At 64.8% G+C, this 21,586-nt stretch carries 24 protein-coding genes and 1 riboswitch; of the genes, 8 read left to right on the top strand and 16 right to left on the bottom strand.

Annotated elements, in window-relative coordinates; genetic code table 11:
* Positions 1-117: 117 nt before the first annotated feature.
* Both ACIBG0_RS21850 and ACIBG0_RS21855 read right to left on the bottom strand, forming a co-directional pair.
* Positions 118-1,812, bottom strand: coding sequence for a GMC oxidoreductase (locus ACIBG0_RS21850; protein WP_397034791.1), 1,695 nt, complete (start codon positions 1,810-1,812; stop codon positions 118-120).
* A complete protein-coding gene (locus tag ACIBG0_RS21855) occupies positions 1,785-1,850 on the bottom strand; it encodes a hypothetical protein (RefSeq protein ID WP_397034950.1) in 66 nt (21 codons plus the stop codon). The genes ACIBG0_RS21850 and ACIBG0_RS21855 overlap by 28 nt, the downstream gene beginning before the upstream one ends.
* A 231-nt stretch (positions 1,851-2,081) precedes the next feature.
* Between ACIBG0_RS21855 and ACIBG0_RS21860 the strand changes: the two genes are divergently transcribed.
* The 7 genes from ACIBG0_RS21860 to gcvP all read left to right on the top strand — a co-directional run bounded on the left by ACIBG0_RS21860 (position 2,082) and on the right by gcvP (position 9,330).
* Entirely contained in the window at positions 2,082-2,651 is a 570-nt protein-coding gene (locus tag ACIBG0_RS21860) for a CDP-alcohol phosphatidyltransferase family protein (protein WP_397034951.1), read from the top strand.
* A 25-nt stretch (positions 2,652-2,676) separates the two neighbouring features.
* Complete coding sequence (gene gcvH / locus ACIBG0_RS21865) at positions 2,677-3,090, top strand: glycine cleavage system protein GcvH (protein WP_397034792.1); 414 nt, start codon at positions 2,677-2,679, stop codon at positions 3,088-3,090.
* A 170-nt stretch (positions 3,091-3,260) separates the two neighbouring features.
* Positions 3,261-3,746, top strand: coding sequence for a glycogen accumulation regulator GarA (garA, locus tag ACIBG0_RS21870; RefSeq protein ID WP_062985688.1), 486 nt, complete (start codon positions 3,261-3,263; stop codon positions 3,744-3,746).
* 73 nt (positions 3,747-3,819) lie between these two features.
* Positions 3,820-4,656 carry a MerR family transcriptional regulator gene (locus ACIBG0_RS21875; protein WP_397034793.1) on the top strand — a complete coding sequence of 279 codons (837 nt, stop codon included), beginning with the start codon at positions 3,820-3,822 and terminating at the stop codon, positions 4,654-4,656.
* A 167-nt stretch (positions 4,657-4,823) separates the two neighbouring features.
* Positions 4,824-5,297 carry a bifunctional nuclease family protein gene (locus ACIBG0_RS21880; protein ID WP_397034794.1) on the top strand — a complete coding sequence of 158 codons (474 nt, stop codon included), beginning with the start codon at positions 4,824-4,826 and terminating at the stop codon, positions 5,295-5,297.
* A 195-nt stretch (positions 5,298-5,492) separates the two neighbouring features.
* Positions 5,493-6,092, top strand: coding sequence for a MerR family transcriptional regulator (locus ACIBG0_RS21885; RefSeq protein WP_364343211.1), 600 nt, complete (start codon positions 5,493-5,495; stop codon positions 6,090-6,092).
* Positions 6,093-6,222: 130 nt separating this feature from the next.
* A riboswitch (glycine riboswitch) is annotated at positions 6,223-6,322 on the top strand.
* Positions 6,323-6,510: 188 nt separating this feature from the next.
* Positions 6,511-9,330: an aminomethyl-transferring glycine dehydrogenase gene (gene gcvP, locus ACIBG0_RS21890; RefSeq protein ID WP_397034795.1), complete on the top strand. Its 2,820-nt coding sequence runs from the start codon at positions 6,511-6,513 to the stop codon at positions 9,328-9,330.
* Positions 9,331-9,382: 52 nt separating this feature from the next.
* Here the strand turns inward: gcvP and ACIBG0_RS21895 are convergent, their stop codons facing one another.
* From ACIBG0_RS21895 to ACIBG0_RS21930, 8 genes are all read right to left on the bottom strand, one after another.
* Positions 9,383-9,865, bottom strand: a complete 483-nt coding sequence (locus tag ACIBG0_RS21895; RefSeq protein ID WP_397034796.1) for an SRPBCC family protein — start codon at positions 9,863-9,865, stop codon at positions 9,383-9,385.
* Entirely contained in the window at positions 9,862-10,212 is a 351-nt protein-coding gene (locus ACIBG0_RS21900; RefSeq protein WP_397034797.1) for an ArsR/SmtB family transcription factor, read from the bottom strand. Before ACIBG0_RS21900 ends, ACIBG0_RS21895 begins: the two co-directional genes overlap by 4 nt.
* 136 nt (positions 10,213-10,348) lie before the next feature.
* Positions 10,349-11,029, bottom strand: coding sequence for a hypothetical protein (locus tag ACIBG0_RS21905; protein WP_397034798.1), 681 nt, complete (start codon positions 11,027-11,029; stop codon positions 10,349-10,351).
* 108 nt (positions 11,030-11,137) lie between these two features.
* Positions 11,138-12,745 (bottom strand): VWA domain-containing protein, encoded by a 1,608-nt coding sequence (locus tag ACIBG0_RS21910; RefSeq protein ID WP_397034799.1) that lies wholly within the window; start codon positions 12,743-12,745, stop codon positions 11,138-11,140.
* 142 nt (positions 12,746-12,887) lie between these two features.
* On the bottom strand, positions 12,888-13,157 hold the full coding sequence (locus ACIBG0_RS21915; RefSeq protein ID WP_397034800.1) for a WhiB family transcriptional regulator: 270 nt from the start codon (positions 13,155-13,157) through the stop codon (positions 12,888-12,890).
* Positions 13,158-13,185: 28 nt separating this feature from the next.
* The gene (locus ACIBG0_RS21920; protein WP_397034801.1) at positions 13,186-13,731 is read right to left on the bottom strand and encodes an HNH endonuclease; all 546 of its coding nucleotides are present in this window, start codon (positions 13,729-13,731) and stop codon (positions 13,186-13,188) included.
* 235 nt (positions 13,732-13,966) lie between these two features.
* Entirely contained in the window at positions 13,967-14,866 is a 900-nt protein-coding gene (locus tag ACIBG0_RS21925; protein WP_397034952.1) for a cutinase family protein, read from the bottom strand.
* Positions 14,867-15,238: 372 nt separating this feature from the next.
* A complete protein-coding gene (locus ACIBG0_RS21930; RefSeq protein ID WP_397034802.1) occupies positions 15,239-16,372 on the bottom strand; it encodes an acyl-CoA dehydrogenase family protein in 1,134 nt (377 codons plus the stop codon).
* A gap of 91 nt (positions 16,373-16,463) precedes the next feature.
* Between ACIBG0_RS21930 and ACIBG0_RS21935 the strand changes: the two genes are divergently transcribed.
* Positions 16,464-17,144: a winged helix-turn-helix transcriptional regulator gene (locus tag ACIBG0_RS21935; protein WP_397034803.1), complete on the top strand. Its 681-nt coding sequence runs from the start codon at positions 16,464-16,466 to the stop codon at positions 17,142-17,144.
* A gap of 4 nt (positions 17,145-17,148) precedes the next feature.
* Here ACIBG0_RS21935 and ACIBG0_RS21940 read toward each other — a convergent pair whose 3' ends face one another.
* From ACIBG0_RS21940 to ACIBG0_RS21965, 6 genes are all read right to left on the bottom strand, one after another.
* Complete coding sequence (locus ACIBG0_RS21940) at positions 17,149-17,376, bottom strand: hypothetical protein (RefSeq protein ID WP_397034804.1); 228 nt, start codon at positions 17,374-17,376, stop codon at positions 17,149-17,151.
* Positions 17,377-17,479: 103 nt separating this feature from the next.
* Entirely contained in the window at positions 17,480-17,680 is a 201-nt protein-coding gene (locus ACIBG0_RS21945; RefSeq protein WP_397034805.1) for a hypothetical protein, read from the bottom strand.
* 12 nt (positions 17,681-17,692) lie between these two features.
* Entirely contained in the window at positions 17,693-18,982 is a 1,290-nt protein-coding gene (locus ACIBG0_RS21950; protein WP_397034806.1) for an acyl-CoA dehydrogenase family protein, read from the bottom strand.
* A 2-nt stretch (positions 18,983-18,984) separates the two neighbouring features.
* Complete coding sequence (locus tag ACIBG0_RS21955) at positions 18,985-19,668, bottom strand: TetR/AcrR family transcriptional regulator (protein WP_397034807.1); 684 nt, start codon at positions 19,666-19,668, stop codon at positions 18,985-18,987.
* A complete protein-coding gene (locus tag ACIBG0_RS21960) occupies positions 19,665-20,714 on the bottom strand; it encodes an alcohol dehydrogenase catalytic domain-containing protein (protein ID WP_397034808.1) in 1,050 nt (349 codons plus the stop codon). The genes ACIBG0_RS21955 and ACIBG0_RS21960 overlap by 4 nt, the downstream gene beginning before the upstream one ends.
* Complete coding sequence (locus ACIBG0_RS21965) at positions 20,711-21,460, bottom strand: SDR family NAD(P)-dependent oxidoreductase (protein WP_397034809.1); 750 nt, start codon at positions 21,458-21,460, stop codon at positions 20,711-20,713. The genes ACIBG0_RS21960 and ACIBG0_RS21965 overlap by 4 nt, the downstream gene beginning before the upstream one ends.
* Positions 21,461-21,586: the final 126 nt, after the last annotated feature.

Below are 21,586 nucleotides of genomic sequence, written 5' to 3' on the forward strand. Positions count from 1 at the left end.
GTGCCTACGGCGCATGCGGTTCGACGGCTCGGACGTGAGACGGGCCGCGAACGTTGCTCGTGAGGTTCGCTCCGTTGGGGCGAGCGAGATAGCGGGGGCCTAACCAGCCCACACTGCTCAGGTTGCGGGGACCGCGGGATCAACCGGTGTTATCGGCAACCGCAGCGCGCCGGGGGCAGAGGTGGGCACCGTTGGATGGTTCGGGGCGACGGGGGAGATACGCTGATACGCCGACCCCAGTTCCGGGCGCGGATCGGCTTCGTTCTTATTCGGCCAGAAGGCCATCGCGCGCTCGGCTTGGGCGGTGATCGTCAGCGATGGATTGACACCCAGGTTCGCCGTGACCGCCGAACCGTCCGCGACATGCAGCCCAGGGTGACCGAATACCCGCTGATACGGGTCGACTACCCCGGCCTCCGGACCTTCGCCGATCACACAACCGCCGATGTAATGCGCGGTGGCCGGGATATTCAGCACATCCATGATCAGACCGTGGGTATCTCCGTTCACCTTCGCGCCGAACCGGCGGCCGATATCGTGCGCCAGCGGAATCCAGGTCGGATTCGGTTCGCCGGTGCCCTGTTTGGTCTTCAACTGACCGCGCTTGCGGTAGGAGGTCAGCGAATTGTCCAGTGATTGCATCACCAGCAGGATCACCGACTTCTCGGAAGCACGGTGGGCACTGAGACTGCGCAGGAATACCAACGGGTGCAATACGATTGCGAGCAGGAAGCGCAGGAATCGGAAAGCCCCGCCGTCGACGATCGGTACCGACATCGGGAACAGCGCGTTCTGCCCCTTACCGTAATGGCAGACCTCGATGTGCGTATCGGCCTCCGGATGGATCGAGGAGGTGATCGCGATGCCCTCGGCGAAATCGCGACGGGAGCGGCTGACCACATTGAGGATAGCCTCGGAATTGCTGCGGGTCAGTTCACCGAGGCGCGGCGACAGATTCGGCAGTATCGCTTCATCGCGCATTCTGTGCAGCAACTTCTGCGTGCCGAGCGCCGCTCCGGCGAATACCACCTGTTCGGCGGTAAAAGTCTTGCGCTGCTTTCGGATCCAGCGATCCGAACGCTCGGTCTCGACCGCATATCCGCCGCCGGACAGTGGCCGGACTACCGTCGCGGTGGTCAGCGGATGTACTTCGGCTCCTGCCTTTTCGGCCAGGTAGAGGTAATTCGTTGTGGTGGTGTTCTTGGCATTGTGCGGGCAGCCGGTGAAACATTGCGCACAATGCACACAGCCGCGCCGGTGCGGACCCGCGCCGCCGAAGTACGGATCCTCGACCTCGGTACCCGGATCGGACTCGTTGAAGAAAACGCCCACATTGGTCGGGTGGAAGGTATCGCCGACGCCCAGATCGTCGGCGATCTCCTTGATCACCTCATCGGCGGGTGTCATCCGTGGATTGGGGGCCACGCCGAGCATGCGCTGCGCCTGGTCGTAATACGGCGCCAGTTCGGCCTTCCAATCGGTGATATGGGCCCATTGCCGATCGGTGTAGAAGTTCGGCAGTGGCTCGTAGAGGGTATTACCGTAGATGAGCGAACCACCGCCCACACCCGCGCCGGAAAAGACCGCGCATTTGCCGAGCACACTGATCCGCTGCGGTCCGGTCAAACCCAGTCGGGGCGCCCAGATCGATTTGCGCACATTCCAATTCGTCTTCGGAATATCCTCGGCGGGCCAGCGCCGTCCGGCCTCGAGCACACCGACCCGGTAGCCCTTCTCGGTCAGGCGCAGCGCGCTGACGCTACCGCCGAATCCGGAGCCGATCACTACCACGTCGTAGTCGAATGCTGGCATGGTTTCCCTCTCTGAACCGTGCGACAACTGCATGAGATGGTTTCGCACTCATTCTGTCACCCGAGTCGGTGCGGCGTATCGCACAGCAGATACGTACCCGAAATATGCGCGATGGCGTGCCCGGATGGCGTGAACCGGGGTCGGTGCGGTATGCACGGGCTGTGACAACCGAATCGGGGAAAACGGAACCGGGCGAACGCGCCGGCTCCGGCGCGGACAACCCGGGAAATGCGGGCGATCCAGCCGCGGGCGGCGTCTTCGCCGACCGCATCTTCACCGTCCCCAATATCCTGAGCGTGTTGCGACTGGCCGGTGTGCCGCTGTTCCTGTGGTTGCTGCTGGTCGTGCGCGCCGACGGCTGGGCATTCGCGCTGCTGGTGCTTAGCGGTGTCACCGACTTCCTGGACGGCAAGCTGGCCCGCCTGCTCGATCAGTCCTCACGGCTGGGCGCGCTGCTCGACCCGTTCGTGGATCGGTTGTACCTGGTCACCACACTGGCCGCATTCGTGATCCGCGGGTTGCTGCCCTGGTGGGTCGCGGTGATCCTGATCAGTCGCGATGCTGTGCTGGCCTTGACTCTTTCGGTGTACAAACGGCGCGAACTGGATCCGCCCGAGGTCATCTACCTGGGTAAGGCGGCTACCTTCGCGCTGATGTCCGCGCTGCCGTGGTTGCTGGCCGGTCAGATGGATTGGGCGCTGGCAGGTTTCGGCCGCGCCTTCGGCGGGGCATTCCTGGTCTGGGGCACGGCGGTGTATGTGTGGACCGGCGTGCTCTACATCTGGAAAGCCTTCGCTGTCGCGCGAGCGATACCGGCTGTGCCACACCGCGGTGAGTAGCGATTAGAGTTGCGTCGAGTCGACGATGAAAGGACGGCCTGTGACCCAGACCCCCGAGGATCTGCGCTACACCGAAGAGCATGAATGGGTGCAGCGGGTCGGCCCGACCCGGGTTCGGGTGGGCATCACCGACTACGCCCAGTCTCAACTCGGTGACGTTGTGTTCGTGCAGTTGCCCGAAGTCGACAAAGAGGTCGCCGCCGCGGACAGCATCGCCGAGGTGGAGTCGACCAAGAGCGTGTCCGATATCTACGCTCCGCTGGCCGCGAAAGTCGTTGCGGTGAACGATGTTCTGGACGCGGCGCCGGAAACATTGAACACCGATCCCTATGGTGAGGGGTGGATCTTCGAGCTCGAATTGAGCGACGAGGCGGGCGTGGATGCCGCGCTCGGTGAACTGCTGGATGCCGCGGGTTATCAAGGAGTTATCGGGGGCTGACCCAGCCTTCCCAGTTCTACCTGCACGGGTACGCCCTGGCAGGGTACGGTCAATGCCAACAGATGTGCCGGTGCTTGGCAGCCGGTGTTCTAGCGCCAGGATCCCCAGGTCGTGGCGGTGAAGGCAGCACCTGCTTGCATGGATAATCAGGTTCGAGGAGGAGAGAAACGGTGAGCGAGAACAAAGACCCGGGTTACGGGGAGACCGCGGCCGAGACGACGTCGGTCTTCCGCGCGGATTTCCTGAACGAGGTCGACGCGTCGCGCTCCGCTGAGGCGACCGGCGAACAGCCGGTCCAAGGGGTCGAGGGTCTGCCGGTTGGTGCTGCCCTCTTGGTCGTGAAGCGAGGCCCGAATGCGGGCTCGCGGTTCCTGCTCGATCAGCCGACCACGTCGGCGGGCCGCCATCCCGACAGTGACATCTTTCTCGATGACGTCACCGTCAGCCGTCGGCATGCCGAATTCCGGCAGGACGACGACTCCTTCCAGGTGGTCGACGTGGGCAGCCTGAACGGCACCTACGTCAACCGGGAGCCGGTGGACTCCTCGGAGTTGCAGAACGGTGACGAGGTACAGATCGGCAAGTTCCGCCTCGTGTTCCTCACCGGACCGCGGGTCGAGTCGAGCGATTCGTCGGCGGGTGCGGGCAGCTTGTGACATCAACGGCACGGATTTCGCGTGTCGGGGCTGTTGACAGGAATGAACGCTGTGTCATGAAAGGCTCGGTGCTATGACGGGCGCGGCGCAGTGGGCTCGCGGAGGTATGTCGATCGGCTCCGTGCTCGACCTGCTGCGACCGGACTTTCCGGATATCACCATCTCGAAGATCCGTTTCCTCGAGGCCGAGGGGCTGATCCGACCCGAGCGAACCCCGTCGGGTTATCGCAGGTTCTCGATCGCGGACTGCGAGCGGCTCAGATTCGTGCTGACCGCACAACGCGATCAGTATCTGCCCTTGAAGGTGATCAAGGAGCAGCTCGAAGCGATCGACAGTGGTGCGGCGACGCTCGGTGTGCGGGAAGCCCGCGCCCGAGCGCACTCCGGCCGCAACGGTGCGCTGGAGCCCGGGCACGCTGTACCCGACTCCGAGCCCACCGCCACTTCCGCGGCACATAGTTCCGCACGCACCGCGGCGCCGCGCAGACTCGGCGTCGTGCCCGGTGAGATCTCGCCCGACGAGCTGCGATTCGACCACGAAATCCGGCTCACCAGGTCGGATCTGCTCGCCAGGGCAGAGATCGATGAGAAATTCCTCGCCGATCTGATCCGTGCCAATCTGATCACGCCGGGCGCTGCCGGTTTTTTCGACGAGGATGCGGTGACGCTGGCCAAGACCGCCAAGGCGATGGCCGAATTCGGCTTGGAGGCACGACATTTGCGCGCCTTCAAGCTGGCCGCGGACCGTGAGGCCGCACTGGTGGCGCAAATCGCCGCCCCGATCGCCAAGAGTCGAGATGCCGGTGCGCGGGCCCGCGCGGAGGAAACCGTGCGCGAGTTGGCGGCATTGTCGCTGACACTGCACACCTGCCTGGTGAAAACGTCGGTGCGGTCCGCGCTCGGCGGTTGACTTCGGCAGGTACATCGGAAGTTCGCTTTGCGTTCCAGACGGACAACACGCCGATTTCGGCTGTGCACAGGGAATGCTGCACCCCTCGAGCTTCGCTTAGACTCGTGGTACGGCGAGCTCTGCAGCGGTCATGCCGGGCGGCCGGCGAGTCATTGGGAGGCAGTGCGATGAGTGAGATGCGCGTAATCGGCATTCGTGTCGAGCAGCCACAGAACCAGCCCGTGCTGTTGCTCCGCGAGGTGTCCGGCGACAGGTATCTGCCGATCTGGATCGGGCAGGCCGAGGCGACCGCGATCGTGCTCGAACAAGAGGGGGTGACTCCGATTCGTCCGCTGACTCACGATCTGATCAAGATCTTGATCGCCGACCTCGGGCACACCCTCAAGGAAGTGCGGATCGTGGATCTGCAGGAGGGCACCTTCTACGCGGATCTGGTCTTCGACAACGATGTGCGGATCTCGGCGCGGCCGTCGGATTCGATAGCGGTCGCCTTACGGGTCGGTTGCCCGATCTATGCCGAGGAGCCGGTGCTCGAGGAAGCGGGGCTGGTCATGCCGGACGAGCGTGAGGACGAGGTAGAGAAGTTCAAGGAGTTCCTCGAGTCCGTCTCGCCGGACGATTTCAAGGCCACCGATAGCTGAGTTGCCCTGGCGGACTGGCGTTATCGGTCCCACGTGCCCATATTTTTGCTGGCCCTAAAGTAGAGGTCGAGACTCTTACCGCGCGTCGCGTTTGGTCCGACGATGCCGCTCCCGGGACAATCAGGGGGAGTAATCTCGATAGTTGGGCCACGTCCGTTATGGCCGGTCGTTGGTCGTTACGGAGCCGGGTCATCGATGAGGCAAGGCGTCGGCGAAGCAAGGGAGTGGTCAGTGGCAGAGCAATCGCAGGATGTGGTACAGCCAGGCCTGTTCCCGGATGATTCGGTACCCGATGATTTGGTCGGCTACCGCGTGCCGAGTGCGTGCCAGGTGGCCGGGATCACCTACCGCCAACTCGACTACTGGGCGCGGACCGGACTGGTCGTGCCCTCGATTCGAGGAGCGGCGGGGTCGGGCAGCCAGCGGCTGTATTCGTTCAAGGACATTCTGGTCCTGAAAATCGTGAAGCGACTCTTGGACGCCGGTATCTCGCTGCAGAACATCCGCATCGCGGTTGATCACCTGCGCAGCCGCGGTGTACAGGATCTGGCGGGGATCACGCTGTTCTCCGACGGCACCTCGGTGTACGAATGCACTTCGCCCGAGGAAGTAGTCGATTTACTGCAGGGTGGGCAGGGCGTCTTCGGAATCGCGGTCAGCGGCGCCATGCGGGAACTGACTGGAGCCATCGCCAACTTCCCGGCCGAGCGGGCGGTGAGCGGCAGCGCGAGCGAACGTCCGGAGGACGAACTGTCCTTCCGTCGTAAGGCTCGGATGAACGCGAAGACCGGCTAGCGGTCGTGTCGAATGCCCGTCGCTCTCGCGGCGGGCATTTCTCGTACACAGCGGAGTGATGAGCGCTACACCCCGTTCCGGGGTCTAGTGGCGTCATTCATTGCGTGCGCGGCATAAACTGACGAGGCGTCGCCGCCGTGCGGGAGAGTTTCGGACTTCACAAGAGTTCGGGCGCCGAAGGAGCAGCACCTCCCCGTCAATCTCTCAGGCAAAAGGACCGTACGGGCTTCGACGTCTCTGGAAAGTGGTGTTTGGCGCACAATGCGGCGATCGCCCGCCCATGGGGAAAGGGGTCCCGGGCCCTGTCCGTTCGAGGCAGGGTGTCGCGGCGTCCGAATCTCTCAGGCTCCACGACAGAGGGGGAGGGCTGGTACCCATTGGCCACCGCTGGCCGACCCCGCCCGACCTTGGAGCTGCCGTGACTCGATCATTCGCCGACCGCCACATCGGACCCGACCGGGATGAACTCGCCCGGATTCTGGACGTCGTCGGCGTCGGCTCGCTGGACGAGCTGGCCACCGCGGCGCTGCCCGCGAGCATTCTGGACGGCTCCGGGCTTGACGTGTTGCCTCCCGCGGCCACCGAGCACGAGGTGCTCGCCGAGCTCGCCGAGCTCGCGCATTCGAATTCCGTCGCCGTCTCGATGATCGGGCTCGGGTACTACGACACGCTCACCCCGCCGGTGCTGGTACGCAGCCTGCTGGAGAATCCGGCCTGGTATACCGCCTACACGCCATACCAGCCCGAGATCAGCCAGGGTCGGCTCGAGGCGCTGCTCAACTTCCAGACCATGGTGTCGGATCTGACCGGAATGGACGTCGCCAATGCGTCCATGCTGGATGAAGCCACTGCCGCTGCCGAGGCGATGACGCTGCTGCGCCGCGCGGCCAAGTCCAAATCCGCGCGTCTGCTCATCGATGACGATCTGTTCCCGCAGACCAGGACCGTGCTGCACACCAGGGCCGAGCCGCTTGGCATCGAGATCGTCTCGGCGGATCTGTCCGGTGGCGAGTTGCCCGATGGCGAGTTCTTCGGCGTACTGGTTCAGGTTCCGGGTGCGTCGGGCCGGATCGTGGACTGGCGGCCGGTGATCGAGGCGGCGCACGAGCGCGGTGCACTGGTTGCGGTGGGCGCGGATCTGCTCGCGCTGACATTGATTACGCCGCCGGGGGAGCAGGATGCGGACGTATGTTTCGGCACCACACAGCGTTTCGGGGTGCCGATGGGCTTCGGCGGTCCGCATGCCGGATATCTGTCGGTGCACACCAAGCACGCGCGGCAGCTGCCGGGTCGGTTGGTCGGTGTGTCCGTGGACGCGGACGGCAATATGGCATACCGGCTCGCGTTGCAGACCCGTGAGCAGCATATTCGCCGGGAGAAGGCGACCTCGAACATCTGTACCGCCCAGGTGCTGCTGGCCATCGTCGCGGCAATGTACGCGAGTTACCACGGTGCCGATGGGCTGCGTGCGATCGCCCGCCGAGTTCATGCCCGCGCCGCCGCCATCGCGGCCGGACTCGATGGTGTTGTGGTGCACGAGCACTTCTTCGACACCCTGCTGGTGCGCGTGCCCAGCGGCGCGGAATCCGTTGTCGCGAAGGCGAAGTCGAGCGGGATCAACCTGCGGCTGGTGGACGCCGATCACGTCGGCATCGCCTGTGACGAGGCCACCACCGAGGCGCATGTCACCGCGGTACTCGAATCCTTCAGCACCGGGCTGCCGTTGGGCGTCAGCGATCCGGGCGGTGCGCCTGCTGTGCCCGACGGTTCGATCGAGACCCGCACCTCGGAATTCCTCACCCATCCGGCCTTCACCAGCTATCACACCGAAACCGCGATGCTGCGCTATCTGCGCAGGCTCTCCGATAAGGACATCGCATTGGACCGCAGCATGATTCCGTTGGGCTCGTGCACTATGAAGCTCAATGCCACCGCCGAGATGGAGGCCATCACCTGGCCGGGTTTCGCGCGGGTACATCCGTACGCGCCCGTCGAGGATGCGCCCGGTCTGTTGCGCGTGATCACCGATCTGGAGGGCTGGCTTTCGGCCATCACCGGGTACGACCAGGTGAGCCTGCAGCCGAATGCGGGCAGTCAGGGTGAGTACGCCGGACTGCTCGCCATTCGGCGCTATCACCTGGATCGTGGTGACACACACCGGGATACATGCCTCATTCCGTCCAGTGCGCACGGTACCAATGCGGCCTCGGCCACCATGGCAGGGCTGCGTGTGGAGGTGGTGAAGTGCCGGGAGAACGGCGATGTGGATCTCGATGATCTGCGCGCCAAGATCGCCGACCACGCCGACCGGCTGGCCTGCATCATGATCACCTACCCGTCGACGCATGGGGTGTACGAGCACGAGGTCGCCGAGTTGTGCGCGCTGGTGCACGATGCGGGCGGTCAGGTGTACGTCGACGGCGCGAATCTGAATGCCCTTGTTGGCCTTGCCCGTCCGGGACGATTCGGCGGCGACGTCAGCCATTTGAACCTGCACAAGACGTTCTGTATTCCGCACGGCGGCGGTGGTCCGGGTGTTGGTCCGGTGGCGGTGCGCTCGCATCTCGCGCCGTATCTGCCTGGTGACCCGCTCGAGCAGGGTTCGCACGCGGTCTCGGCAGCGAAGTACGGCTCGGCGTCGATCCTACCGATCACCTGGGCCTACATCCGGATGATGGGTGCCGATGGTCTGCGTGAGGCCACGTTGACCGCGATTGCCTCGGCCAATTACATCGCGCGCCGGTTGAACGAGCACTTTCCGGTGCTGTACACCGGTGAGAACTCGATGGTCGCGCACGAGTGCATTCTGGATCTGCGCGAGATCACCAAGCGGACCGGTGTGACCGTCGATGATGTGGCAAAGCGGTTGGCGGACTACGGATTCCATGCGCCGACCATGAGCTTCCCGGTGGCGGGCACGCTGATGGTGGAGCCGACCGAAAGCGAAAACCTTGCCGAGCTGGACGAATTCATCCTCGCGATGACGGCGATCCGTGGCGAGATCGATCAAGTCGCCGCGGGTGTGTGGCCGGTGCAGGACAACCCGCTGCGCGGTGCGCCGCATACCGCGGCCTGCCTGGTCAGGGAGTGGGACCATCCGTACAGCCGCGAGGTCGCGGTGTATCCGCAGGGCCTGGATCCAGCGCGGGGCAAGGTGTGGCCTGCGGTGCGGCGCATCGACGGCGCCTACGGTGACCGCAACCTCGTCTGCTCCTGCCCGCCGCTGGACGCGTACTGACGGCTACCGGGCCGCACCCGAGCCCGTTGTAGGTGCGGCTCGGTAGCCTCTTTCACTGTGCGGCAGCAGCTTTGGCGTAGGTATTGACCAGATCCGGCCAGCCGCCCTCGCTCTGCACGCTGTCGCGCATGGATTCCCAACCGGCACCGTGCTTGTCGAAGTCCGAATGCACCAGGGTGACGGCGGTGCGGTCGGCGCTGCGGGATTCGAAGGTGACATCGACGCGACTGGCGCGGTCCGGATCGGTTTCATGCTGCCAGTTCAGGCCGATCTCCCAAGAAAACGCGAAATGCCGCGGCGGATCCCAGACGAGCACGGTGCCCCAAGGACATTCCGTGCCGTCGGCTTCCCTGCCGAAGCAGCGTCCGCCCTCGCGCGGTTCGATAACCTCCTGTGCGAGCTCGCCTTTGCCGATGTGATGCGCTCGCGGCCACCAACTGTCGATCCCATTGGTGAATACGTCGTATGCCTTCTCGATCGGAGCGTCGACGACGAGTTCGACCCGAACTTCCCTATCACTCAACTGCTGTGTCATGACTTCTCCTTCTCGCAGGTGTCCGCCGCCCGCTCGGTCGCGGACTGCCGGTTCATCTCGTCCTGAAAGGCCGACATCGCCGTCGACCAGAACTGCGTGAAGTACTCCCGAAGCCCATCGATCCCTTGCGGATTCAGCCGATACACCCGCCTGGTGCCCACCGCCTGATCAGTAACCAGCCCCGCCGCCTTGAGCACCTTCAAATGCTGCGAAACCGCAGGCCGACTAACCGGCAACGCCGCAGCCAGTTCGCCGACCGAACACGGCCCTTGCCCGAGCCGCTCGAAGATCGCCCGCCGCGTCGGATCTCCGAGCGCATCCAACGCCGCCTCTCGGTAAGCCCTCACGAACCGTAAGTCTAGACTTACGGAAGGGCGTTGTCCACTGCCGACGAGCAGCTCGATACCTGATGTCGGGGTTGGGATGAGTAGGCCGAGGCCCTATGCGTCTTTCCGGCCGGGATCTGAGCCGCCCCGGCCGCGATTACGCCGGGTCCGGCACGGACTCGAGTTCGATTTCCGGGATCTCGCTGAGGGCTTCGATTCCCAGTTCCGACCGCGTTGCGTCGATGACGGCCCGTTCGTCTTGGACGGTGTTGGCAATTGCCTTGTGCCACAGCGCGCGGATCGCGTTGACGTCGTCCATGGTCGCTTCGTGGTCGAGTTCGACCTTGAGGCGTTGCACGGTGATGCTCTGGGCCGCGGCGAGGGTGCGCAGGAGATCTTCACAGCGCGCGGGGATCTTCGGGTTCGACAGGACGCGCAGACGGGTGATGTTGCCGTTGGATGCGGAAATGCTCTGCTGCACTTCCTTGCCGAAGCTGTCCACCTCCTCGACGGATTCAGCCTTCCAATCGAGGGTGTCCCACAGGTTTTGGCGGACGTCGGCGGCGGAGAGCAGTACCGAGGAGATCGCGGTCAGAATCGACTCGCGTCGCCACTTGTCCTGTTCGCGGCGTTCCGCGGCGGCGTTGGCGTCGTCTATATTGCGTTGCGCTGCGGCGTGGGTTGTTTCGATATTGCGCTGTGCGGCATCAAGTGTGGTCCGGTTGCGCTCGTCGGCCGCGGTGATCGCGTCGCGGTTCGTCCGGTTGTTGATCAGGACGCCGATGAGCGCCGCGGCGCCGACGATGAGCGAGCTGAGAAGCGGAAGCCAGGAAGTCACCGGGTCATCATTGCATTGCGCGGTGCTCCGCTGCGCCCCGATCGGCCGTCGGATCGCACCGGCGCGTGCTGTGGCTGGCGCGCGGAGGATGTCTTGCGTGGTCAGCGATCATCGCGGGGTTGTCAACGCATGCATTACCGCGGTCCCGAAGCTGATGTCATCCGAGGTCGTCAGCCGCGTGTATGTCCCTCCGGTTCGCTGCGCGGCGGATTGGAGGGTTTCGGTGCCATTGCCGCCGATGACGATCACGTCGATGCGAACCGGGTGGGCCGGATCGATGCCGGAAGTCAGATCGGTGAGCAGTTTGGCTCCGGTCATGGTTGAGTCGTCATCCGGGCCGTCGGTAATGAGCAGAACCGAATTGGTCAGCCCCGCGGTGTATCCGCGAACAGCCGAGCGATAGGCGGCGATCAGTGACGGATACGCCTGGTCGGTGCGAGATTCGGTGGGTTTCACCGCCTCCAGCGCCGTATCCAATGCGGTGCGCTGCTGATCGTTCAGTGGCGCGGTGGGAGTTTGGATTTTGTACGGCGTTGTCCCGTCGAGGTTCTTGCCGAAGGTCCATACGCCGAGTCCGAAGTCAGGTGGCATCACATTCATCGTGGAGCGAATCGCGCCGAGTGCATTCGTGAGCCGGGCCACGGATCCGTCGCTATTGCCCATCGACGACGATACGTCGAGCAGTACCGTAGCCTGCACGCCGAGAACAGGATTGGCCAGTGTGGCGCGCACCTTGTCCAGTGCGGCCCGCGGTGCTGACGGTGCGGCGGCGGCCGGTGCGGCGGCGAATCCGGCGGCGGTGAAGGCCGAGGACTGCTGAGGTGCGCGCAGGTAGTCGGCGAACAGTGACGCGACCAGATTCTGGGTCTTGTCCACCCATGCTCCGGACATCAATGCGGCGGGATGATCGGCAACCGGTGCGGTCCCGGCGGGACGAAATGCCGATGTGCCCCCAAGAGCCTTCAGTTGCTGCTCAGTAGCGGCCACGGCGTGAATGGGCGAATTCGGCCCACCGATAGCGGCCAATGCGGCCGTGGTGTCGGCCGCCTGTGGCGCCTTCGCGGCGAGACCGGAGATCGCGGCGACGACCTGACCGGACTGCGCGACCTGATCGGTGAGCGGATCGGTCCCCGACACCGCAGAGCCGACTGCCGCCGCCGTCGCGAGAGTCGAGTCCCCGGCGGGCAGCGCCATCCGCAACCCACCCCACCCGGACAGCCCGAGGTCGGCGAGTGAACCCTGTTGCAGCCGCGGCAAATCAGCCCAGGTGATCTTGGCCTGCTCGAGCGCGTTCCGCAGTTCCTCGGGAACGGCGACCACGATCGGAGTCATCGCCACCGGTGCGGGTGTGCCCTCGATCAGGCCGGGCACCCGCATGGATTCGATGGACCGCATCGAATCGGCGATCCACAGCCCCGGCTGCGGGCCGAGCGCGCCATTCCAGGGCGTACCCGCGGTGAACCCGGCGACGATCGCCGCCGACGGCTGGGCCGTCACCACTACTTTCGCGCAATGGTCGCGGACCTTCGGATTGGTCGCGTTGTAGCGATCGGCCGCGGCTCGCACCGGATCGGCGATATCCGGATCGACCGTCACGAACAGTGTCGACGGCCCCTCCTTACATTCCGCCGCGGCCGACTTGTCCCGGTTCGCGGCGCGATCACTGAGTTGAAAAAACGCGAAGACCGCCCCGGCTAGCAGCAAAACGGCAACCACTGCGATAACCGGACCTTTGCTGACGCCCCGGGATCTGGTTCCGCTGCGATGTGTGCCCACGATCGTCAGTGTATGTTCACGCGAGATTTGCCGTGCCGGTGCGTCCGGTGCGGCGCACCGGCACGGCGTGGCGAACGTTCGACTAGAGTCGGATCATCCGTCCGCGGTCGAACTCGTGGCCGCCCCACACTCCGGACTGTCCAGTGCGGGCGGCGAATTCACCGCAGGCATCCCGGATCGGGCAACCCGCGCACACCGCACGCGCGTACTCGAAGTCCTGCGATGGGTACGGGAACCACGCCTCGTGATTCGGATCACCGCGGCAGGCCGCCCGATGCCACTCTCGGGAATCCGAGAGCGGGAGCAGGTCGGTCAGATCGACAAGTGCGCTGGTCTCCAATTCGACGGTCATTTTCGAGCCTTCTCCTTTCTCTCTCGGCTCAGGTGGTGGCCAATTGCTTCCAGATCCGCCGCTGGCGTTGGGCCAGGTGGTCGGGCGCCTTCGGCTGCCACAGCAACCGCATGCCCGCCTCCTCCGGTGTCCGGTCGGCCTTGTTCGAGTTGCACGGTGCGCACGCGGCGATCAGGTTGTCCCAGGTGTTCGGACCGCCCCGGCTACGCGGGCGGATGTGGTCGACGGTGCGCGCCCAGGACGCGCAGTACCCGCATCGGTGGTTGTCCCGGCGCAGCACACCGGCCAGCGTCGCGCGACTGCCGTCGTGTATTCGCGTCACATGGTCGAGGTACACATAGCGCAGCAGCCGGATCGTTTCCGGCAACGCGAGCTCGAGGTGCTTGGACCGAATCGGGACCTGTGGCTCCCGATCCGCGATCGACTCCGCGGCGCCGCCCATGAGCAGCACCACGGCGCGGTCGGCGCTGATCTCGGTGAGCGCTTCGTAGCTGGCGTTCAACACCAGTACCCGGGTGTGTATCCAGTTGTCGACAGTGGACACCACCGGATCGGTGGCACGGTGGAACGTCATGGGAATCACCATGTTTCGAGAAGAGCGAGCGGATTCGGGAAGCGGAGGTCGGTCAGTTACCGGCCCGGAGGCGGCGCGGTTGCTGCTCGACGCACGCGCCGTACCGACGCGGGCTCGATACCATCATGGTCACGGCCGCCGCCTCCTTCCTCATGCTCGTGCGCACCCGCGCGATCGGGTGTTCATCATCGAAATCCATGGTGGCACAGCGCACCCACCGCTGGCGAAGGGTTTTTCAGGCCAGGCCGACCAGCCACTGCCGTAGCCACGAGGTGGCGGTGGCGCCGTTGGAATCCACGACGTAGGTCGGATAGTTCTGGTGGACGAACGAGTTGTAGAACCGCTCGAATTCCTGCTTGCGTTCGTTCATTTCCGGATCGGCGAGCTGGTTCTGGATGAGGGGGGCCACACCGGTCGCCATCAGGTCGTTGAAGATGGCGAACGCCTCCTGTTGATAGCGCCACAGCTGAGCCGGGTCGGGATCGGAGGCCTGGGCCAGGAAGCCGGCGAAGCGGGTCGCGAAATCGGTGGGCGGTGCGGCGCAGTACAGGTCACCGACGGCGCAGATGGTCCGGGTCTTCGGGGTGAGAAGGCCGAAGCCGCCGATGCGCGGGCCGCCCGCACCGGCGCCGTCCACCGGCGGACCGATGAGTGCGTCGGTCGGGGAGCGGCGCGGATCCGAGATGAGACCGACCGCGGCGATGCGTTCGGGCCGAACTGGACTGAGTCCGGTGCCGATTTCGGCGGCGAGATCGCCGGCCGCGTCCGCGCCCTGGCTGTAGCCGATCAGCGCGATGTTGGTCTCGGCGCACTGCTGGGCCATGGCCGTGACCAGGCCGCGGGCATTATCGATGGCCTGTCGCTTGGACCGGCCGTAAACATCGGTCTCCCATGGGAAGGCGGTCGCCGCGTAGGTGACGTAGTCGGTGCGGGTATTCGGCGGCAGGCTGTCGGTGACGTTCGCGAGCAAGCCTTCGCCGGGATTGGTATCTGAGGTCTCCCACGTTCCGGGTATCGCCACGACGTAGAGGTCGGGGCAGCCACCGGGGGCCGCGGTTGTGGTGCCGGCGCCGCCGACGGCGCCCACCGCACCTACCATGACGGTTCCTGCCACGGCGCCGATCATCTTGCGCATAAACATGGTCCACACCTCGGTGTTGCTAGTTCCGAAGCGGCCGGGGGCCGTACGCGACTGCCTGTCGTCGCGTCGGAGACAACCGTACGGTCTGACCAGGGGTTGATGCGGGAACAACCCGTGACAAACGCCGAACATTTTTAACAGAATGCGCAATGCCGACGATTCGCCCGGCGCGGCGGGATGAAGGAGCCGCGGGCGAGGGGGTGCGCGACTCCTTCATCGTGTCCGAGGGGCAGTCACCGCCTCGTCCACGGTTGTGGTGGTCAGGACACCAATGACTCCCTCCCGTGGATCATCGTGTGCCTATCCATTGAACCCGATCGGCAGGCCTGCGTCCTGGCTTCGCGCATTGCCATTCGAGCAGGTCGGTCAACCGATGGGCGTGCGGCCCAACAGAACTCGCCCGGTGAACCGCGTCTGCTTGGCCCGAGGCAGTGGGTGGAACAGGCAGCCGTGGATGTCGCGATACCACATCTCGAGCTCACAACTGCGCGAAAAGCCGACGCCACCAACGGTTTCGATGGCCAGCCGGACGGTGTCGACGAGCGCGTCGGCGGCCGTGGTCTTGCGGCTGAGGGTGCGCGCACCATAGCCATCGGTATTGTCGAAGTGTAAATTTTCCGAATCGGTGCACATGGCGGCGATCAGATCCGCGGCGGTGGTGTAGGCGTTCATCATTTCGCCCGCGAGCTGGAAGGTATGCGGTTCGCAGCGGTCGGCGACCAGTGCGGCGGCCAATTCGACCGCGGCGTCGGCGATGCCGAGATAGGCCGCCATTACCAGCGGCATGGCGACGCCGATCACCACATTCAGCACCGGGGGCCAGGCGTCGGCGGGGCGGGCCAGCGAGATCGCGGAATCGGGGACGAAGACATCGTCGAAAACCACCGTATGCGAGCCGCTGGCCCGCAAACCCATAGTGTCCCAGGTTTTCTCGATGCGAATACCCAGGGTGTCAATCGGCAACGCGAAGTGCAGCACCTGAGGTCCCTCCGGCGCATCGCCGCGGCGGATGCTGGTCACCACCACATCGCCGACCTCACAGCCGCTGGCGGGCGCCTTGCGCGCACTCACCCGGAAGCCGCCGTCGACGCGCTCGGCACGGCCGTTGGATTCGACCCAGTCCGAAGCGCCCGTGCTGACCAAGATCGCGCCCGCGGCCACCTTGCCGAAGACCGCAGAGGCGTCGATGCCGTGGTTGTGCCGCCAGACCTGCGCGGCGACCAAATGGGTGTGCATGGCGAACGCGACGGCCGTGGACGGGTCGTGGCGGCCCAGTTCACGCAGGATCTCGCCCACCTCGCGGTGCGATACACCGCCGCCCCCGAACTCGATGGGGACGAGCGCGGCGGACAATCCCGTGGTCCGCAGCAGGTCGAAGGCCGCGACGGAGATGTCGCCGGTGCGGTCGCGGGCGGCCACATCGGTGCGCAGGCTTTCCCCTACCCGGCGTGCACGGGCGATCCAGTCGGTGGTGGTGATGTCATGGGCGATAGTCGTCATGTTTCGAAGTTAGGAGCACCCGCGATAACCGAATAGTCCAGAAAGTGGACTTCCCCGGTCCAGAAAATGGACCCCGGTTCGCGAGGTGACCATGACCAGCACGACCGCAAGCTATGGCCAATATTGTCCGATCTCCCGTGCGCTCGATGTGCTCGGCGAGCGTTGGTCGCTGCTCATCCTGCGCGATCTGCTCATCGGTACGACGCGCTTCAACGATCTGGCGCGCGGTCTGCCCGGGCTGTCACGGAGTCTGCTCGCCAAGCGGCTGCGCCGGTTCGAGCGGGCCGGATTGATCGACAAAATGGGCAGCGAATATCGGCTCACCGCGGCCGGTCGGGAATTGGAGCCGATCCTGTTCGGCCTCGGCGCATGGGGTGCGCGCTGGACCTTCGGCGAACCGCGGCCCGAGGAGTTGGATGCCGGGCTGCTGGTGTGGTGGATGCACTCCCGGCTGGATACGTCTACGTTTCCGGGTAAGCGGCATGTGCTGTGCGTACGGTTCACCGACGATTTTCGGCGCTATTGGATCGTCGTCGAATCGGGAGTGCCTTCGGTGTGCGATGCCGATCCCGGCTACCCGGTCGACGTAACCATCAGCTCCGATGTCGAATCGCTGTACCAAGTTTGGTTGGGACGTATTCCGCTCTCGCACGCAATGCGAACCGGTCGAGTGGAATTCACCGGTCCGACTGCTCTCACCCGGCGGATGCCGTCGGTGCTGCAACTGAGTCCCGTTGCGGGATATACGGATCCGATCGCCCGCGCCTCGTAACTTCTTACGCAGTACTCTCCCGTGCGTAGATGTAGTAGCGGTAGACGCCGTCACCGGGATCCGCGCTCAGCGGCCACTCGCCGCCAGCGAACCAAGCCCATTCGAGCGCGACGCCGGCGTCGTGTTCGGCGATCGACTTGGCTCGGTCCAGCGAATTGTCGGTGCCGAGGGCCTGGTCGTCGGTGCCGCAGAACTCGCAGCTGTGCACCCGCCGCACCTCGTATGCGATCACTCGGTTACCTCCGGGCATCCAGGTTATCCGGGTGTGTACCGATACGGGCCCGGCGGGCCGGCCCATGCATGCCGAGCGCACCTTGCGCAGTTACCTGGGAGGCCTACCCACGGAGATCGATACGCCCCCGACCGTCGTCCGCAACCACAACGCCGAGGCAGTGGTCGAGGGCGGTGCGGTCGATGCCGAGAGCATCCAGTGCCGACGTACTCAGGCTTTTGGTCACCGCACCGAATACCACCGATACGCGCGCGGACAGCACGAGCATCGACACCTGCACGGTGAGCGTCCGCCCGGTGACCACTCAATAGCGATTTCAGAGATTGCCGACGATGTGTTCCAGGCGGCGGGCCACCAGTTCGCGGGCCTGTTCGCGCAGGGCGGGGCGGTAGCCGCTGGGGTAGACCGGGTCGCCGGGGGTGTAATCCTTCAGTACTTCCTTGGCGAGGGTGATCTTGTGGACCTCGGTGGGGCCGTCGGCTATCGCCATGACCTCCGCGTAATTCATCATGTCGACGAACGGGAGGTCCTGGCTGACGCCGATAGCGCCGTGTAGATGCAGTGCGCGCTGGGCGATATCGTGCATCACCTTCGGCATCGCCACCTTGATGGCGGCAATATCCTTGCGCACCTTCAGATAGTCCTGCTCTTTATCGATGCGCCAGGCGGTGCGCAGGACGAGCAGGCGGAATTGCTCCATCTCGATCCAGCTGTCGGCGATGCGTTCCTGGGTCATCTGCAGACCCGCGAGCGGCCCCTTGCGCATCGGCCGGGAAACCGCGCGCTCGGCCATCATGTCGAAGGCCTTGCGCACCAATGCGACCGTGCGCATGGCATGGTGCACCCGCCCGCCGCCGAGCCGGGTCTGCGCGACGATGAAACCCATTCCCTCCTGGCCGAGCAGGTGGTCGGCGGGCACCCGGACATCGGTGAAACGCAGATGTCCTTCGTGCTCGCTGAAACCGTGCACGTGGAAGTTCTTCACGATTTCCAGGCCGGGGGTGTCGGCAGGCACGATGAACATCGACATGCCCTGGTACGGACTGACATCCGGATTCGTGACCACCATGACGATATGGAAGCTGGCGAACTGCGCATTCGAGTTGAACCACTTCTCGCCATTGATGACCCAGGAGTCGCCGTCGCGCACCGCGCGGGTCTTGAACAGCGTCGGATCCGAGCCGCCGGTCGGTTCGGTCATGACGTAGCAGGAGCCGATCTCACCGGCCAGCAGCGGTTCCAGATACCTGGCCTTCTGCTCCGGGGTGCCGTAGTGCGCGAGGATTTCCGCGTTACCGGAATCCGGTGCCTGGCAACCGAATACCGACGGCGCCCAGATCGAGGTGCCGAGCACTTCGTTGAGCAGGCCGAGTTTGAGCTGCCCGTAGCCGGGGCCGCCCAGGTCCGGTCCGAGATGGCAGGCCCACAGCCCCTGTTCCTTCACCTTCTCCTTCAGCGGCCGCATCAGCGCCATCGCCTCGGTATTGGTGCGGTCGTAGGGATTCGGGTAGAGCAGATCCAGGGGCTCGACCTCGGTGCGGACGAACTCCGCCGCCCAGTCCAATTTCTGCTGGTATTCCGGGTCGGTTTCGAAATCCCAAGCCATGGTCAGCCTTTCGTGTCGATGATGCCGTCGAGAATGGTGGAGGCCACAATGTCGGCGATTTCGTCGGGCGAGCGCCCACCGTGCGGCCGGTACCAGAAGGTCACCATGTTCAGCATGCCGAGCACACTGTTGGTGACCACGTGATCGCTGGTGCGCAGGACGCCTGCCGCATGACCGGCATCGATGACGCGCTGCCAGCAGGCCTGTATTTCGTCTCGCATTTCCTGTAGTTCCTCGCCGCGCTCGCCGGTCAGCGCGGTGACGTCGCGCAGTTGGATGGCGACCTCGCGGCGGTGCTCGATAATCAACCCGACGTGGCTGTGAATCAGCTTGCGCAACTTGACAATCGGGTCGTCGGTGCTGCGGGAAATCCGCTGTGCGTCGGTGAGCATGAGCTGGATGTAAGCGCGCAGGATCTGCCAGAGCAGCTCCTCCTTGGAACCGATGTGGTAATACAGCGCGCCCCGCTGCACCCCGGCGCGATCACCGATTTCCGCGACGCCGGTGCCGTGGAAGCCCTGCTCCGCGAATAGTTCCACTGCGGCAGCCATGATGCGCGCCCTGGTCGCCTCGGCGGTGGTCTCCGCGGCTGGTGGCCGCCCGCGACGACGAGGTGAGGCCAATTCTGGCCCGTCCGTCACCGGCCCGCCACCCCGCACTGAATCGCTGCGCGATGCTGCGGTCATGTGCGCGGATCCAGGACGACCTTGGAAACCCCGTCGGCACGGTCGGCGAACATGCGGTAGGCGCTCGCGCCGTCCGACATCGGAAAGCGGTGTGTAACAACCGCTTCGGGCCGAATTCGTCCGGCCGCGGTGAGCCGCAACAGTGCGGGCAGCTCGTATTGGATCGAGCAGAGTCCGATATGGAATTCGAGCTCCTTGACCTGCGCCAACTGCATATGGAACGGAAAGGCGCGGTTATGACTGACCCCGACCACGCCGACTCGGCCGCGATGTCCGACGGCGCTGATGGCGAGACTGATGGTCGCGTCGGTGCCGACCGCCTCGATCGCGACATCCGAGCCGCCGCTGAGCATTTCGCGGATGACAGTCTTGGGCTCCTCGGATTCGACTATCTCCGCGCCCAATTCGGCGGCACGCTTGCGGCGCTCGGCCACCAGATCCACCCCGAGCACCCGCGACGCGCCCATCGCGAATGCCGACTGCACGGCCATCAGCCCGACCGGTCCGAGCCCGATCACCACAACGGTCTCACCCGGTGCGATGCGGGTGCGGCGTGCGCCGTACCAGGCGGTCGGCGCATTATCAGTGAGCACGATCGCCGCTTCATCGCTGACCGTATCGGGAAGCCGTACCAGATTCCCCTCGGCATGGGGGACCGCGAGATATTCGGCCTGCGCACCCGCGAGCGATCCGCCGAGTCCGTAGCAGGCATCGGCGGGCATTGGATGGCGTTCGCAGGCCGCCACGATGCCTGTCTTGCACTTCGCGCAGCGGTTGCAGCCGACGGATGCGGAGACCAGCACTCGGTCGCCGATCGCGAACCCCTGTATACCCGAACCCAATTCGACGATCTCGCCGACCGCCTCGTGCCCCACGCTGTATCCGGTGCCATCGGTAAAACCGTGCCCGGCATAGATGTGCAGATCGCTACCGCAGATTCCGGCAGCGCTCACGCGAACGATGGCCCCGTCGCGCCCCGGCAGCACCGGATCGGGGACCTCTGTGTAGGAGATCTGTTGGGGTCCTTGGTAAGTCAGAGCCTTCATCGCCAGCCGCCGTCCAGTGCCAGGGTTGCGCCGGTACAGTACGCTGCGTCGTCCGTCGCGAAGTACAGTGCCGCGCCGACGATTTCATCCGGGCGGCCGACCCGCCCGAGAGCCATATGTCGAGTCAGCTCCGCCCGCAACTCATCGGGCCATGCCTTGGAAATATCCGTCTCGAACGGACCGCATTGAATCGTGTTGACCCGCACCGTCGGTGCGAAACTCTGCGCGAGACCGCCGGTGAGATTGGCCAATCCGGCCTTGGCGGCCGCGTACGGGACCGCGAGCGGTTCCGGTCGCGCCGCCTCTATCGAGGAGATATTGATGATCGATCCGCCGTCGGCGGCGGCCATCCGGGTGCCGATCAAGGTCGACAAACGGAACGGACCCTTGAGATTCACCGCGATCACCTTGTCGAACATCTCCTCGCTCACCTGATCCAGACTCGGATACAGCAGTGACATCCCGGCGTTGTTGACCAGCACGTCGACCTTGCCGAACTCCGCGTAGGCCGCCTCGACCAGCGCATCGCACTGCGCCCAATCGCTGACATTGCACGCCACCGGTAACGCGCGCCGACCATGGGTGTTCTTCACCTCATCGGCGAGCGCGGCGCACGCGTCGAGTTTGCGACTGGCGATCACCACATCCGCACCGGCCGCTGCGAAGGCCAGCACCATCTCCCGACCGAGTCCGCGGCTACCGCCGGTGACCAGCGCGACCTTATCCGCTAACGACTGTCCTGGCATTGCGCTCCATTGCTCCGGCTGCCGGTAATGTTCCGATCAGTACATTAATTCCGCCGGACGATACAATCAAGGCCCCGACACACCGTCACATCACTACCGATGGGTAACATTGGTTGCGATTTTTCC

Origin of the sequence: Nocardia sp. NPDC050630 (genome assembly GCF_044457245.1) — a bacterium.
Lineage (GTDB): Bacteria > Actinomycetota > Actinomycetes > Mycobacteriales > Mycobacteriaceae > Nocardia.